Origin of the sequence: Tepidibacter sp. Z1-5 (assembly GCF_037844525.1) — a bacterium.
Taxonomy (GTDB): domain Bacteria; phylum Bacillota; class Clostridia; order Peptostreptococcales; family Peptostreptococcaceae; genus Tepidibacter_A.
The window spans coordinates 1-15,944 of the sequence record NZ_JBBMMD010000070.1 but is presented as its reverse complement, the minus strand read 5'-3'; the positions used below and the strand labels follow the sequence as shown (position 1 = coordinate 15,944).

At 28.3% G+C, this 15,944-nt stretch carries 14 protein-coding genes; 3 read left to right on the top strand and 11 right to left on the bottom strand.

Features of this window, described 5'->3' with window-relative positions; all coding sequences use genetic code 11:
* Window positions 1-438: 438 nt before the first annotated feature.
* The 4 genes from WJW32_RS12760 to ftsE all read right to left on the bottom strand — a co-directional run bounded on the left by WJW32_RS12760 (window position 439) and on the right by ftsE (window position 4,383).
* The gene (locus WJW32_RS12760) at window positions 439-1,590 is read right to left on the bottom strand and encodes a S41 family peptidase (protein WP_340258920.1); all 1,152 of its coding nucleotides are present in this window, start codon (window positions 1,588-1,590) and stop codon (window positions 439-441) included.
* A gap of 84 nt (window positions 1,591-1,674) precedes the next feature.
* Window positions 1,675-2,796, bottom strand: a complete 1,122-nt coding sequence (locus WJW32_RS12755) for a murein hydrolase activator EnvC family protein (protein ID WP_340258918.1) — start codon at window positions 2,794-2,796, stop codon at window positions 1,675-1,677.
* A gap of 23 nt (window positions 2,797-2,819) precedes the next feature.
* The gene (ftsX, locus tag WJW32_RS12750; RefSeq protein ID WP_340258916.1) at window positions 2,820-3,707 is read right to left on the bottom strand and encodes a permease-like cell division protein FtsX; all 888 of its coding nucleotides are present in this window, start codon (window positions 3,705-3,707) and stop codon (window positions 2,820-2,822) included.
* A complete protein-coding gene (ftsE, locus tag WJW32_RS12745; protein ID WP_340258915.1) occupies window positions 3,700-4,383 on the bottom strand; it encodes a cell division ATP-binding protein FtsE in 684 nt (227 codons plus the stop codon). Before ftsE ends, ftsX begins: the two co-directional genes overlap by 8 nt.
* A gap of 201 nt (window positions 4,384-4,584) precedes the next feature.
* On the opposite strand from ftsE, the gene WJW32_RS12740 reads away from it, so the two are divergent.
* On the top strand, window positions 4,585-5,151 hold the full coding sequence (locus WJW32_RS12740) for a 5-formyltetrahydrofolate cyclo-ligase (RefSeq protein ID WP_340258913.1): 567 nt from the start codon (window positions 4,585-4,587) through the stop codon (window positions 5,149-5,151).
* On the opposite strand, the gene WJW32_RS12735 is transcribed toward WJW32_RS12740, so the two are convergent.
* Together WJW32_RS12735 and WJW32_RS12730 are read right to left on the bottom strand one after the other, a co-directional pair.
* Window positions 5,148-7,520, bottom strand: a complete 2,373-nt coding sequence (locus WJW32_RS12735; RefSeq protein WP_340258911.1) for a Lon protease family protein — start codon at window positions 7,518-7,520, stop codon at window positions 5,148-5,150. The two genes, WJW32_RS12740 and WJW32_RS12735, sit on opposite strands and share 4 nt — an antisense overlap.
* A 317-nt stretch (window positions 7,521-7,837) precedes the next feature.
* Window positions 7,838-8,266: a hypothetical protein gene (locus WJW32_RS12730; RefSeq protein WP_340258909.1), complete on the bottom strand. Its 429-nt coding sequence runs from the start codon at window positions 8,264-8,266 to the stop codon at window positions 7,838-7,840.
* A gap of 146 nt (window positions 8,267-8,412) precedes the next feature.
* On the opposite strand from WJW32_RS12730, the gene WJW32_RS12725 reads away from it, so the two are divergent.
* On the top strand, window positions 8,413-8,748 hold the full coding sequence (locus WJW32_RS12725; protein WP_340258907.1) for a YlbF family regulator: 336 nt from the start codon (window positions 8,413-8,415) through the stop codon (window positions 8,746-8,748).
* Between the two features lie 13 nt (window positions 8,749-8,761).
* Complete coding sequence (locus WJW32_RS12720) at window positions 8,762-10,564, top strand: YcaO-like family protein (protein WP_340258906.1); 1,803 nt, start codon at window positions 8,762-8,764, stop codon at window positions 10,562-10,564.
* Window positions 10,565-10,592: 28 nt separating this feature from the next.
* Here the strand turns inward: WJW32_RS12720 and WJW32_RS12715 are convergent, their stop codons facing one another.
* The 5 genes from WJW32_RS12715 to WJW32_RS12695 all read right to left on the bottom strand — a co-directional run.
* A complete protein-coding gene (locus tag WJW32_RS12715) occupies window positions 10,593-11,483 on the bottom strand; it encodes an ABC transporter permease (RefSeq protein WP_340258904.1) in 891 nt (296 codons plus the stop codon).
* A gap of 1 nt (window position 11,484) precedes the next feature.
* On the bottom strand, window positions 11,485-12,453 hold the full coding sequence (locus tag WJW32_RS12710) for an ABC transporter permease (protein ID WP_340258902.1): 969 nt from the start codon (window positions 12,451-12,453) through the stop codon (window positions 11,485-11,487).
* 226 nt (window positions 12,454-12,679) lie between these two features.
* The gene (locus WJW32_RS12705; protein WP_340258900.1) at window positions 12,680-14,239 is read right to left on the bottom strand and encodes an ABC transporter substrate-binding protein; all 1,560 of its coding nucleotides are present in this window, start codon (window positions 14,237-14,239) and stop codon (window positions 12,680-12,682) included.
* 162 nt (window positions 14,240-14,401) lie between these two features.
* Window positions 14,402-15,337, bottom strand: coding sequence for a sulfurtransferase (locus WJW32_RS12700; protein WP_340258898.1), 936 nt, complete (start codon window positions 15,335-15,337; stop codon window positions 14,402-14,404).
* Window positions 15,338-15,749: 412 nt separating this feature from the next.
* Window positions 15,750-15,944, bottom strand: a 195-nt coding sequence (locus WJW32_RS12695) for a hypothetical protein (RefSeq protein WP_340258896.1), incomplete at its 5' end; no start/stop codon positions are given.

Genomic DNA, 15,944 nt, shown 5'->3' with positions numbered 1-15,944 from the left:
TAAGATGTAATTCTTAGTTTTATTAAAAATATTTACAACATTAGCGGTATTTTAATGTCATTTGTTTTGGGATTAAGAGCTATAATTTTTCCAAATTAGAGATTTAATCAATTGGTATTTTATAGTGAATAAATAATTACATTTATACGAAATCTAGGTAGCTACTTTTGATTAATCTTTTACTCTAAAACTCAGATTGTATTGTTTAGATATTCGTTAAGAAACTTCGTTGTTTGACCGCGAGGGAGTTTAGAAATTTTAGGATATTTAAACAATACAATCTCTAGTTTTATTAAAAGATTGATTAAGTAGCGGTATTTAAACTATCCTCATTTTCGCCTAAATGCCTATTATTATAAGCAAAAAAATATATGTTAATTACTTAAAATTAACATATATTTTTCAACAGTCTAAAAGGCTGCTAATCGCAGCCTTTTTCTATTTAATCTGCTTCTTTATATGATCTATTGCCGTTGGAAGTTGCTTATCTACATCTTCTACTACAATATCAGGAGTTATTCCCTTACCATGTATATACTCTCCCTTTGGAGTAAAGTATTGAGATACTGTAAGCTTAAATCCAGATCCATCATTTAAAGATCTTACAGTCTGAACCAAGCCTTTTCCAAATGTAGTAGTTCCTATTAAAGTTCCAGCTTCATTGTCTCTTACAGCCCCTGATAGTATTTCAGATGCAGACGCTGATCCTTTATTTACAAGTACTGCAAGAGGTATATCTATTTTATTTTTATCAGAGTTATAATATTTTGTTTTTCTATTTCTGTCTTTTGTATAAACTATAGTTCCCTCTCCGATTAATTCATCCGTTATTTCCTGACATTTATCTAATAATCCACCAGGATTATCTCTTAAGTCAATTATTAATCCCTTTATTCCCTTATCTTGTAATTGTTTCAAATGAGTTTTAAATTCATCTGCAGTTTTTTCATCAAATTGAGTTATTCTTATATATCCTATACTATCTTCTAATACCTCAGATTTTACAGTTTTTAATCTTATTTCGTCTCTTTTTATCTTCATATCTATTCTATCTTTATTATCTCTTAGAATAGTCATTTCAACTTCTGTTCCAGCTTTTCCCTTCATCATCCCTATGGCCTCATCCATCTCTTTAGCTGTAACATCTTTTCCGTTCACCTTTATTATTTTATCTCCACTTTTTATACCAGCTTTAAATCCAGGTGAATCTTCAATAGGAGATACTACTGTTATGTATCCATCTTCTCCAGGAGTTATAATAACACCTATACCACTAAAAGAGCCTTCTGTATTTTCCATAAAGCGTTCGAACTCTTTTTTATTCATATACTGTGAATATGGATCATTAAGACCCTCAAATAATCCTTTTATAGATCCATCAACTAAATTTCCTTCATCTACATCCGTATAGTAATTATCCTCTATGACCTTTTCAAGAGAATACAGTTTATTATACTTCTTGTATTCATTAAATGCTTCTTTTGAAACCAATACCTTATCTCCTAATGCAAGTTCTATATTCATAGTTACTATAGAACTTAATAAAACTAGTATAACCCCCCATACAACGGCTTTTTTTCTAGATATCATTAAATGCATCTCCTTTTAAGTATTTCTATCTATATTATATGTTTAATTATCTTTTTATATAACGATTAGAAAATTATATTTACTCTATTTTGATTTAAGCATAGGTAGTGGGTCTACGTACTTTCCGTTCTTTCTAACCTCAAAGTGACAATGCGGACCAGTAGATCTTCCAGTAGTTCCAGCTTTTGCTATAGATTGTCCTCTTTTTACTGTTTGTCCAGTTTTAACTAAAAGCTTTGAATTATGTCCATATAAAGTTACTATTCCGCCGCCATGGTCTATCATAACTGTATTACCATATCCACCGATCCATCCAGCAGACATTACCTTACCATCATTTGCAGCAACTATATTTGCTCCCATAGGAGCTCCTATATCAAGTCCTGTATGCAGTTTTTTAGTTTTTAAAACAGGATGAATTCTATATCCAAAATAAGAAGTTATCCTACTGTATCCAGGTGCTGGCCATCCCATTGCTCCCCCTACATAAGAACCTTTAGATTGTTTTTTTAATATTTCAGCTTCTAAAGCTTTTGCATATTTGTTTAAAGCATCTATATTAGCTTCAAGCTTTTTAGCATCCTTTTGAAGATCACTTTTTAAAGCTGTTTGTTTATTCTGACTAACTAAAAGTCTTTCTTTTTCCACTTGTATACTATTTTTCAAAGAAATTATTTCTTTTTCTTTATTTTTAAGATTTATTCTTTTTGTCTCTATTTCTTTTTTCTGACCTGATAGTTCTGTCAGTAATTCTTTATCATTGTTTACTATTTTTTTTATCATGTCCAAATTAGATAATAATTCATTCATATCTTTTGAACTAAGTATCACTTGTATATAACTCATATCAGAGGTTTTATACATAACATTTATTCTTTCTCCTAATAAAACCTCTTTTCTTTTAATTTCATTTTGTAATTTTTCTATTTCTTCGGTTGTTCTCTTTATTTCTGATTGTGCACTGTTTAAATCTGATTGAGCTTTATTTATTTTTTGTTGAGTAGTATTTATTTGATAGCCCAACTGTTCTATATTATTATCTACTTTAACTTGATTTTTTTTATTTTCATTTAAAGCATTTTGTATATTTTTTTTACTTTGTTTTGTATTCTTAAGTTTTTGCTCATTGCTTATATTTGCAGCGAATACATTGAAAGAAGTAATAAACATTATAATAATGCATGTCCATACTATTTTTTTATTCATTCTAATATCCCACCTCACTAGTTTTAGACATTCAAGTATCTTCTAAGTGAAATAATACTTCCCATTATCCCAACTCCAACTCCCATTACTATAGATATATTTATTAAGCTATTCATAACCCCTGTTACAGGTAAAATATATCCTGAGAATATAGAATATGCCGGTAAATCTAATTTTGAATAAAAATAATCATATCCAAAATAAATAATTGTAAGGGATATCAAAGCTCCTATTAATCCTAAAATCGTTCCCTCTATTATAAACGGCCATCTTATAAACCAATCAGTAGCCCCAACGTATTTCATTATGTTTATTTCTCTTCTTCTTCCATGTAATGCCAACTTTATTGTGTTTGAAATTATAAAAAGTGATACTAATGCTAAAATTGTTATTATAAATAAACCAGATATTTTAACTATATTAGATATTTGTATAACTTTTTCTACAACATCATCATAATATTTAACTTCTTGTATACCATCAAATTTTTTAACTTGATTTGCTATGTTCTCTGTATTTTCAATATTACTAACTTCTATTATAAATGAGTTATCAAGTGGATTATCTATTCCTTCTAAAAGATATGCATCCTTTCCCCATCTTTCTTTCATTTTATTTAATGCATCTTGTTTTGATTCAAACTCCACATTTTCTATTCCATTTACTTGATTTAGCTTCTTTTCAAGATCAAATATACGTTGTGATGTAATATCCTCTTTTAAATAAACTTGAACGTTATCAAATTGTCCTTCAACCAGCGTTGTAAAGTTATTTATATTTATTACCACACTAAATATTATGCTAAGTACGAATAAAGCTGCTGCAACAGACCATATAGATACAATCGACATAGTAGGATTCCTAAGTATTCCTTTAAATCCTTCTTTTATATTATAAATAATACTATTCATAATCGTAGCTTCCCCTTTCCTCATCCTTTATAACTATTCCTTTTTTAAGAGCAATAACTCGTTTTTTCATTCTATCCACCAAATCACTTGCATGAGTTGCCATTATTATAGTTGTTCCTCTTCTATTAATGTCAGTTATAATATTCATTATTTCATTTGAGGTTTGAGGATCTAAATTACCTGTTGGTTCATCCGCAATTATTATAGAAGGATTATTAACTATAGCTCTGGCTATACTAACTCTTTGTTGTTCTCCTCCTGATAATTCTGATGGATATGATTTTGCTTTTTCGCTAAGGCCTACCATACCTAAAACAAAAGGAACCCTTCTTCTTATATTTTTATTACTTTGCCCTATTATCTCCATGGCAAAAGCAACATTTTCATAAACAGTTTTATTAGGAAGCAATCTAAAATCCTGAAAAACAATACCTATACTTCTTCTATACTTTGGAATTTTTCTCTTTGGAATCTTTCCTATATTCTTTCCATTTACCATTATTGTTCCACTAGTTACATCTTCTTCCTTCAAAAGCGCCTTTATAAAAGTAGATTTACCTGCACCAGATGATCCTACTAAAAAGACAAATTCTCCTTTATCTATTTTTAAATTTATATTAAAAAGTGCTAATTTACCATTTTTATAACTCTTACTAACATCTTTGAACTCTATCACTTTCACCAACTCCATCCACAAATTTGACTTTGACTTTTCTATTATATCAATAAAATAGGTAAAACTCCAACTGAGATGTTTAAATTAGATAAATTTAGAACTTTAGATACACTTAATATTATCCATATATTTCAAATTCTTTTCAATATCTAGAATCTGTATAGTTTTTTTTGTTATAATTATATAGAGGGGATGATTTTATTGAAAAAAGAATTTAGAAAAAAAGTTATATCAGAGAGAAAAAAACAAAATCCAGACATAATAAATTCAAACTCAGAACTAATATTTCAAAATTTATTGAAACTAGATGAAATAAAAAAAGCTAAAACTATAATGGCATACCTTGACTTTAACAACGAAGTTAAAACAGACACTATAATAAATTACCTTTTATCAAAAAAACAAAAAGTTGTAGTTCCAATATCAATAGTAGACGAAAGAAAGCTATTACTCTCTGAACTTAAAGACATAGAAAACGAAGTTTGCGTAGGAACTTACGGTATTAGAGAACCTAAGTCAGAATTTATAAGACAAGTAGACGCCAAAGACATAGATATAGTAATAGTTCCAGCCGTAGCATATGACACCAATGGATATAGACTCGGTTACGGAGGAGGATATTACGATAGATTCTTGGAATCTCTAAGAGATGACTGCATAACAATTGGAATAGCATTTGAAATTCAAATATTTGATGAAGTACCAAAAGAAGATCACGATGCACAACTCGACTACATAATAACAGAAAAAAGGATAATTAAAATTTAATTATCCTTTTCATCCTTATCATCTTCTTCATCTATTAATTCATCCAAAGCATTATTTACTTTTTCATCTATTTCACTCTCACAAAGACCTGTAAGAACTTCAAGACCCTCACTTATATTTGATACTGCGTATATATGAAAATCTCCATCTTTAACAGCCTGTATTACCTCATCGCTTAACATAAGATTTTTGACATTTTGTATAGGAATCATAACACCTTGATTTCCTGTAATCCCTTTTATTTTACAAACATCAAAGAATCCCTCAATTTTTTGATTTACTCCTCCTATAGGCTGTATTTCTCCCTTTTGACTAACAGATCCTGTAACCGCAATATTTTGCTTTACAGGAATAGATGCAATACTAGATATTATTACGTAAAGTTCTGTACTTGAAGCACTATCTCCATCTATACCTGAATAGTTCTGTTCAAACGTTATAGAAGTATTAAGTGATAATTGTCTTTCTTTCCCATATTTTTCGCCTAAATATCCACTTAATATCAATACTCCCTTATCATGTATGCTTCCACTGTGCTTAATCTCTCTCTCTATATTTATTATTCCACGCTTTCCTCTATAAGTAGATGCTGTTATTCTAGATGGCTTTCCAAATGAATACTCTCCTGTACCCATTACAGCTAGTCCATTGATTTGACCTATCTTCTCACCTTCTACATTTAAAATAAGTGTTTCATCTTCAAACAACTCATTAAGCCTTTGTTCATACTTATTATTTCTATATTTTTTAGACTGTATTGCATTTTTGACATCCTTATCTGTAACATATTCTGAATTTTCATTGCTCAAATTTTCTGCTTCATAAAGAATATCCACTATTTGATTAAACCTAGCCGTCAACTTTTGTTTATTTTCACATATTCGGGAACTATACTCTATAATCTTAAGTACAGCTTTCTTATCAAAATGCTTCAAACCTTCTTTTTCACAATGAGATGCGATAAATCTAGCTACATTGTATATATTTTCTTCATTTCTATCTACCTCAACATCAAAATCTGCCATAACCTTAAAAAGCTTTGCAAAATCTTCATCATATGCATATAAAAGATTATAAATACGGTTATCTCCTATTAAAATAACCTTCACATCCACATCTATAGGCTCTGGCTTTAATGTAGATGTAACAATATACCCATATTGCTTATTTAATGTTTCTATGTTTATCTTTCCAGTTTTTAAAGTTCGCTTAAGTGCTTCCCATGCAAATGGATGAGAGAACAAATCCTTTACATTTAATATTAAAAAACCTCCATTCGCCTTATGAATAGCACCAGCTTTTAATTCCATAAAGCTTGTAGTAAGAACTCCTATTTCATTTTTATATTCTATCATACCAGTTAAATTATAATAGGTTGGATTAGTCTCATTTATAACCCTACATCCCTTTTGTTCACTGTTGTCTATAAATAAATTAACATTGTATCTTGAAAAGAACTTACTATCGTCTTTTTGCATAAAACCAAACATATTTTGTTCCGTATCTTTTTTAGGCTTAAACTTATCTATATTTTCTACCATATCGTCCTTCATATCATGTAGAAAATTTAGCTTCTTTTCATTGTATCCATAATTTTTTATCAATATATTTATATAGAAACTTATTATGCTCTCACCAATTTTTTTATCTAAATTAGATATCTCATTTTTAAACTCTTCTTCTATTTCTTTTATTTTTTTCAAATAATCACCTATATCAATGTTTAACTTACCAGCACGTTGTCTTATATCATTTAATTGTATTTGAGATAATTTCTTATACTCTTCATCTTCCATAGGAGTATTATCTTCCTTTAAAGGAATACTTACAAGACCCCTTTGTGTTATCTGAAATGTAAAACCTCTTGATTTTGCAAATTCATTTAATTCAGTTATAACAGCTTGAGTCATAGTCTCATATTCTATAGTTATAGATTTATTTCTATCCTCATATTCTCTGGATTCAAATGTTCTGGGAATATCAGATCTTAACTTTTCTAAGACATCCTCTACATCCTTTTTGAATTTTTTGCCGTTACCAGCTCTAAATTTAAGAGATATAGGTTCATTAGGACTCTTATAATTATATACATAAACATAATCGAAGTTATCTCTTTTGTATTTAGCTATTTTTTCTATCATAGACATTGTATAACTAGTTCTTCCTGTTCCACTCATACCAGCTACATATACATTGTATCCCCTTCTTTTTATGTTAAGCCCAAAATCCATAGCACAAACAGCTCTATCCTGACCTATTATTCCCTTTAGCGGACTTATATCCTCTGTTGTCTCAAAATCCAATTTATCAATATCATATTCATTTTTCAAATCGTTTATATCAACTTTGAACTTATCTATAGTTTTCATAAAAAACTCCTTTTTTAAGTTTTCGTATTAACCTTAGTTTTAATTAGTTTTACCCAAAAAACTCAAAAAAAAACTGATGATATAATATTTATCATCAATTTTTTTATACTCTTCTATAATCTTTTCAAACAAAAAATTTTATTCTATGTTGGTTTTTATGATATATATTACTATAATGTATATAATTTACAAATTAATATAGATAGTTTTTGATAACCCACATAAAAAAGTAGCTACCTGGATTTCATTTGTACGAAATCTAGGTAGCTAGTATATAGCATTAATTAATAATCAAAATTAGCAACTAGACGGATTTTTTATTTATCCTCAAACTTACTAATCAATTCTACTTTATCAGGAAGCTCTGCTAAAGTACTTTCAACTACTATGTACGGATGAGAATCTTCTGGCTTTTTATAAACAGAATAAACCTTCATATTCATCTTGTCATCTTCTTTGACCATTTCTATCTTGTCTATCTCAACTCCGTAATCTTTATTTTCTCCTCTTGTAACTATAACATATACTTTATCCTTAATCTTACAAGCAAGCGCTCTTTCTTCATTAACGTATTTCGGCATTATATCAAGTATTTTATCTGGTATGCTATCTCGTTCTACTATTGTAAACTCCACAGCTTCAGCTTTATCACCTAAAAATTTGGGAACTACTAAAAATCCCCCAACCACTAGTATAATCGCGATAATTCCATACAATACCGCCTTAGTGTTCCATTTAATTTTCAAACTATATCACCTCCAAATCTTTTTATAATTATATGAAGATGATTTGAATATTAGAACTTTTAGTATATTCATTAATATAATCACATTTTCTTTCCCCTTGAATATAATGATAAAGTGTATCTTATTTTTACTCGGGAGGTAATATTATGAACAATAAAACTAAGGAATTAGTAGAATTCATTTGTACAACAGATGAATTTGTAAAGCTTAAAAAAACAAAAAAAAATATAGATAAAAATAAAAACTTAAAAAAACAAGTAGAAGACTTTAAAAATAGACAATTGAAAATGCAAAATTCAAAACTATCAAAGAAACAACTAAACTCAGAAATGATGAGACTTAACAATGATTTCAAAGCGCTACAAGAAATACCTCAAGTAACTGAATTTTTCCAATCTACCAAAGAGTTTAATAGTATGATGTTTAATTTATTCAAAGAAATCAATCTACTTTTAGATTCAAGGCTAAATCAAAAAAATTAAAGAGGTGATTAATTTGAGTTCGTTAAAAGACAGAAAATACAAAGATGAATTACCACTCAATACTGTAAATAAAATAAGAAAAATACTTTCTGATCTAGGAATTGTAACAATAGAAAATAATTGGAAAAACTCAGCTAAAGGATTTTGTTCTGTAAGAGTTGAAATTGCAAATACTTCAATTGCAACTAATGGAAAAGGAACTTCTCACGAATACGCTCTTGCCAGTGCTTATGCAGAACTTATGGAAAGAGTCCAAAACCAGACTTTCTTTAGATTAAACGATACCTTAAGCGAAGATGCTATGTGTTATAAGCACTTTTATTATGCTCCTGATGAAGAATACCTTAGTGTAGATGACTTTATAAAAAGATATGATGACTGGTCCTCATATCAACTAAATAAAATAAACTCTAATACAGACAAGTATGAAATTTTGAACAAGTGGGCCAAAACATCTTATGAACATACACCTCTTGATTTTGTAAGCATTCCTTATAAGAACTTAAATACTAATAAACTATCTTACATACCTGTTAACATGGTATCAAAAATATATATGTCAAACGGAATGTGTGCAGGAAATACATTTGAAGAAGCCTTAATTCAAGGTATATCCGAAATATTAGAAAGACATGTCAATCAAGTTATAATAAATGAAAAGATAACTCCACCAGATATACCAAGAACATATATACAAAAGTTTCCCAAACTAGATTCAATGATAAATCAAATAGAATCTAAAGGGAACTACAATGTTATAGTAAAAGATTGTTCATTAAATCAAAATTATCCAGTAGTATCTGTTATATTTATAAATAGAGATAATCAAAACTACTTTATTAAATTCGGCTCTCACCCAGTATTTGAAATATCACTCGAGAGAACTTTAACAGAGCTTTTACAGGGGCAAGATATAACTAATATGATGGGCGTTAAAGAGTATTCATATAAAAATAATATATCTGATGAATATGAGAATTTACTTGGAATACTTATCAATGGCTCTGGATACTATCCAAGCGAATTTTTTAGTTCAGATTCGGATTATGATTTTAATGAATTTGAAGATAATTCAAATTTAAATAATAAAGAAATGCTAAATCATATTGTAAAACTATTGAATGATAAAAACTTCAATATACTTGTTAGAGACTGTTCATTTTTAGATTTTCCTTCTTATCATGTGATAGTTCCTGGCCTTAGTGAAGTAGATAAATTCGATGATATAGACTCACTAGATGACTATATCAAGTATATTCAAATAAAAAAATATATAAAAAATTTAAGCAGTCTATCAAATCAAGATATTACAGATTTAATAAATTTAATAAATGAAACCTCTTACAATCCAAATATATCTATAACCCAACTATTGAATTTAAACAATGATAATAATATCCCCTGGTATTATTCCAGCATGGATTTATTCTTAAGTGTATTAAATTATAATCAGAAAAACCTTGAGAAATCTTACAATCATTTCAACAAATATTTAAAATCTTTAAATCCAAAATATTGTAATAAAAATATTATAAATCACTATAAATGTGTTAGAGATTATATCTCTATGCGTGCTGATAATATAGACGATGAACATATAGAAAAAAACTTAAATTTATTTTATAACAAAAACTCAGTAAACAGCGTTATAAGTGAATTTAAATATCCTGAAAACATATTAAACATAGAATATATGGATGAATATAAATACAGATATAAAAAATCATATAACAATATCCACGATAATATATATAAATCATTAAAAGACAAATATATATTATCTAATATAAACCAAAAAAGCTTATCTTTAGATTAATCTAAAGATAAGCTTTTTTATGTTTTTCCTATATATTATTGAATTTTCTATTACTTTTAACCCTAATATATTCTCCTATATTAGTTATACAGAATATAGTGCTTATCATAAATACCCCTGGAAATAGAGCCACCCACCATTTATTTAAAAGTATACTCTTTTGAGCATCCATAAGCATAGAACCCCAAGATGGTACATCTATTGGAAGTCCTAGTCCTAAAAAACTTAGTGTAGTTTCTGACATAATCGCGTTAGCTGAATTTATTGCTGACATATAAATAATAGCAGGCATAAAATTAGGTATAAGATGTTTTTTTGTTATATGTATAAAATCTGCCCCCATAATTTTAGATGCAAGTACAAATTCTCTTTGTTTTATCTCAATTACTTCGCTTCTTACAATCTTTGCTATGTTCATCCAGCTAGTTATAGCAATTACAAATACTATACTACTTACATTATTACTTTGAAGTATAGCTTGAATTAAAGTCATAATAAGTAAAGAAGGTATACTAATCATTATATCTATAAATCTCATCATATAATTATCTATACGTCCTCCAAAATATCCACTTACACTTCCATAAGCTGCTCCAATCAACGTAGATATAACCATAGATAATACCCCTATAGTAATAGATATTCTTCCTCCATATAAAACTCTTGAAAATATATCTCTTCCTAAATGATCCGTTCCAAATATACTTTCCCTACATGGAGATGTAAATACCTTAGATAGTTCCATATTTGCTGGATTTATATTAGTAATTAAAGGTGCTAATATACATAAAAATACTATTATAAATAAAACAAGTGGAGAAAGAAAAATATTTTGTTTTAATTTTAAATTTTTGAAAGACCATCTTTTCTTCTCTTCCTTTTTATTTTCTCTTAAAACACCTATAGGGGTAAACTCCATTTTAATTCATTCCTTCCTCTTTTAATCTTGGATCTATTAAGCTACTTAATATGTCTGATATTAAACTTCCCAAAACAACTATAACTCCAGTTAAAATCACTCCACCCATAAGAAGTGGATAATCATGGTATTTTGCTGATTCAAATACTAATTTCCCAACTCCTGGATATGAGAATATATACTCTACTACAAATCCTCCTGCAATTAAATGACTCAGCGATAGAGACATTAATATAATAATTGATGGCATTATTTTTTTTAACGGATGTTTTGATATTATTTCAAATTTAGAGAGTCCCTTAGCCCTAGCAATCATTATATAATCTTCTTTTAATTCCTCTAACATTTTATTTCTTACAAAGTTTGAGTAATATCCCAAATGACCTATTATCATAACTGTTAAAGGAAGTATTAAATGATGCATTCTATTTAAAATATTGTTTTCTTTTCCTATATCATAAACACCAGATGATGGGAATATCCTCAAATTCACACTAAATATTAGTATTAACATTAAGCTAATCCAAAATCCAGGTATACAATAAAGTAAAGTACTAGATTTAGTAATAATTCTATCTAATAATTTTCCTTCATTTAATGCTGTAATAAGTCCCAAACCTATAGATAATATTAAAGTAAAAAAAATTGAAAGTCCCATTAGACAAAGTGTATTTGGAAAATGAGTTTGTATTACATCTTTAACAGGCATCTTATATTTATAAGAATATCCTAAATCTCCTTTTACAGAATTTTTAATCCAAATAGTATATTGATAAATTAATGGTTTATCAAGACCTAAGTCTTTAACAGCTTTTATTCTGGCTTCAGTTGAAAGCCTTTCAGCTCCATCTCCATATACAGAAACAAGAGGATCTCCTGGGGCTAAATGAGAAATCATAAATACTCCAAATGATAGTATAAGTATAGTTATTATAGTATCTTTAATTTTTTTTAAAATGAATCTAACCATTACTGAATATCCCACTCTTTACTTATCATAAGTTCATCCCCTTTAATCTGTTATAAAAAAAAGCCATGAAAGCAAAATCCTATATAGGATTTTATGCCTTCATGGCGTATATTCGTATGGAGTCTAACCTTCATGATTACTATCCCCGTTATTTTTTTCTCAACTAAATGTTACCACATATAAAAGTTTATGTAAACCTTTTTAGTCATAATTATTCGATAAAATATTACTGTATATCCCATTCTTCTATATTCCATAAGAATCCTACTCCATGATGTCCTAGTACAGTATCTTTAATTCCTACTATATTTTCTTTAGCCCCATACACAGCATCTATATATGCTAAGAATGTAAATGGAGGATCAAGTGCTAATTCTTTTTGGAACTGCATATAATATGGTTTTCTTTCTTCAGATTTAAGTGTAGTTCTTGCTTTGTAAATAAGTTCATCTACTTTTGGATTTGAATATGCATTTAAATTCATTCCAGTTTCTATTTGTGAACTGTGGAATACTTTATATGTATGATCATCTGGATCAAATGGACTTCCCCATCCTATTAAAAATGCTTCTAAATTTGGCCAGTCAACTTCAGGTTGTACATCTACTTTTGCTTCGACTCCTATTTGTTTGAACTGATGACTTGCAACTTCAGCCATATTTATTCTTACTGGATCTCCTTCGAAGCATGTTAATTTGAAAGATAATTTTTTACCATTTTTCTCAAATATTCCATCAGCTCCTAATTTCCAACCATCTTCAGTTAATGTTTGTTTTGCTTTTTCAACATTAAATTCATATTTTTCAACATCTTCATTATTGTAAGGTCCCATTTGCAGAGGTCCATAAGCTACCTTACCCATTCCATCAAGTACACTATCAACTATTTCTTGTCTGTTTGTAGCATAGTTTAAAGCTTTTATAACAGCTTTATCTTTGAATAAATCATTTCTAAAGTTATACATTATGCCTCTATAATCTGCTGTTTTTTCTTTATATAATTTTAATCCTTTTTCACCTTCAAGTACTTTAATATCTTTTGGCTCAAGTTGAGCTAAATCTATTTCTCCAGATTTTAACTGCATAGCTCTTACTTTTTCATCTAATAATATTTTAAATACTACGTTGTTTATTTTTGGCTTTCCATTATAATAATCTTCATTTGCTTTAAGTGCAATGTATTGTCCCATTTCCCATTTATCTAATTTGTAAGGACCAGTTCCTATTGGATTTTGATTAAATGTATCATTATTTAAATCTTTTCCTTCTAATAAATGCTTTGGAAGCATTCCAACACTTAAATAGTCTAGTATAGGTACACATGGTGCAGTCAAATGAAGTTTTACAGTATAGTTATCTACTACTTCTACATCTTTTATTTCTTCATAGTTTGTAGCAATTTCTGAGCTATTTTTAGGATCTTTTATAGCTTCTATAGTAAATTTTACATCCTCTGCTGTAAATTCTTTTCCATCATGCCATTTTACACCTTTTTTAAGATTAAAAGTATATGTATTAGTGCTTTCATCAAATTCCCAACTCTCACTAAGATCTGGTACTACTTCACTTTTTTCATTATGCTTAGTAAGACCTGTAAATATTAATTTATGTATCTCTGCATGTTCATCAAGTGCTGGATTTATTCTTGTATAATCCGCTGCACTTCCGTAAGTTAATGTTTTTTCTTTAGTTTTTTCTTTAGCTCCATCATTAGTGCTACCGCATCCAGTTAACATTACAATAACCATAGCAACGCTCAAAAATAAACTTAAAATCTTTCTTTTCATATTTATCCCCCTTTTCATTTTTATCCTCCCTTATTTTTTGTTACATAAAAAAACCATGAATGCACAACCCCATATTTCCTATAGGATTTATTACCTTCATGGTTAATATATTCATATGTTTATTTGATATAATATTATCATACTTTTCAAGCTATGTAAATATTATTTTTCCAATTTCAAACTTTCATCTCCAGCCCACTCATAAAAAGAAGCATCGTAATTCATAGAATTTTCATATCCAGTCATCTTAAATATCATAGTTATATAAGCTGAGCGAATACCTCCTGTACAATAAGATACTATAGTGTCATCCTTGTTTATTCCTGCTGATTCAAGCATTTTTTCAAGTTCTTCTTGGCTTTTGATTCTTCCATCTTCTTTAAATAAATCTGTATATACTACATTTATAGATCCTGGAAGATGTCCTCCTCTTTTTTCTCCATACTTAACAGCACCTTCGTATTCTGATGAATCTCTACTATCTACTATCTTTACTTTTCCTAAGTTATTATTAATCCAATCTGTATCAGCATTTAAAGATTTATCAAAAGACTCTACCTTAAAGTTAGTTTTAACAATAGTAGACTCTTCTTTAGACACCTCATAACCTTTCACATTCCAATACTGCCATCCACCATTTAACATTTTAGTGTTTTCTAAATTAGCCATTCTAAGCATCCAAACTATTCTTCCGTCTTCTCCCCATCCATTTTTATTATCAGAATAAGCAACTATAGTCTTTTTATCATCTATTCCTATCTCTGATAACTTCTCAGATAATTTATCAGGTTCAAGAACTACACCCCAGCCTTTATCTCCAGGCTTTCCGCTCATATTAGCAAATTGAGTCCAAGATACATTTATAGCACCAGGTATATGTCCCTTTTTATATTCTTTTTCTGATCTTGTATCAAGTATCAATACATCATCTTTATTTAAATTATCCTTCAGCCAGTCAGCCTCAACTATGTAATCATTATTAGTATATTTTTCAGTTGTATTAGTCTCCTGATTATTATCGCTTACATTGTTATTAGTACATCCAACTGCTAACATTACAGTTAAAATTGCAACTACCATTAAATATATTTTTTTCATATGTATATGCATCTCCTTCTCTTATGTTATTGTACAATTGAAGTATACCATATGGTCTAAGAATAATATAATAGGTTTTTTCTATATTAAGGAAGTTTTGTATTTATTTTTTTTATAGAAACACATGAGAATCCTAACGGATTTGATATTAAAATTTTCATATTATTTTTTTATATATATAATTATGATTAATTTTTCCCAAAGTAGCTTGTTGCATTGTTTAAATTAAAAAATAATAAAATCGCATCAAATATCAAAATCTAAAGTTAATATGCCGACTTGAATAAAGAAGATTTTGATATATTAAATCTTAATAACTATTCTATCTAGAATAGTCCAATTTCAGTTAACTTATTTGAAAATTTTTTAGTAATTTAAATTATATGACTCTAAAAAGCAATTGATCAAATCTCTAATTTGGAAAAATTATAGCTCTTAATCCCAAAACAAATGACATTATTATGGTTATCATCTTTTGATAAACAGAATATTTAACTTTTTCCATTTTTAATTCAAAGTTATTGAAAGGCTTGAAAAAGTTAATTTCCAAGCCAAATTTCATTACAGCAATCAACCAAGCGGAAGTAGTTTCCTCTTTACAATTACC

Excerpts from the sequence above, each read along its gene's own strand:
- WJW32_RS12760 (WP_340258920.1), bottom strand. The coding sequence starts at position 1,590 with ATGATATCTAGAAAAAAAGCCGTTGTATGGGGGGTTATACTAGTTTTA.
- WJW32_RS12755 (WP_340258918.1), bottom strand. The coding sequence starts at position 2,796 with ATGAATAAAAAAATAGTATGGACATGCATTATTATAATGTTTATTACT.
- ftsX (WP_340258916.1), bottom strand. The coding sequence starts at position 3,707 with ATGAATAGTATTATTTATAATATAAAAGAAGGATTTAAAGGAATACTT.
- WJW32_RS12735 (WP_340258911.1), bottom strand. The coding sequence starts at position 7,520 with ATGAAAACTATAGATAAGTTCAAAGTTGATATAAACGATTTGAAAAAT.
- WJW32_RS12725 (WP_340258907.1), top strand. The coding sequence starts at position 8,413 with ATGAACAATAAAACTAAGGAATTAGTAGAATTCATTTGTACAACAGAT.
- WJW32_RS12715 (WP_340258904.1), bottom strand. The coding sequence starts at position 11,483 with ATGGAGTTTACCCCTATAGGTGTTTTAAGAGAAAATAAAAAGGAAGAG.
- WJW32_RS12710 (WP_340258902.1), bottom strand. The coding sequence starts at position 12,453 with ATGGTTAGATTCATTTTAAAAAAAATTAAAGATACTATAATAACTATA.
- WJW32_RS12705 (WP_340258900.1), bottom strand. The coding sequence starts at position 14,239 with ATGAAAAGAAAGATTTTAAGTTTATTTTTGAGCGTTGCTATGGTTATT.
- WJW32_RS12700 (WP_340258898.1), bottom strand. The coding sequence starts at position 15,337 with ATGAAAAAAATATATTTAATGGTAGTTGCAATTTTAACTGTAATGTTA.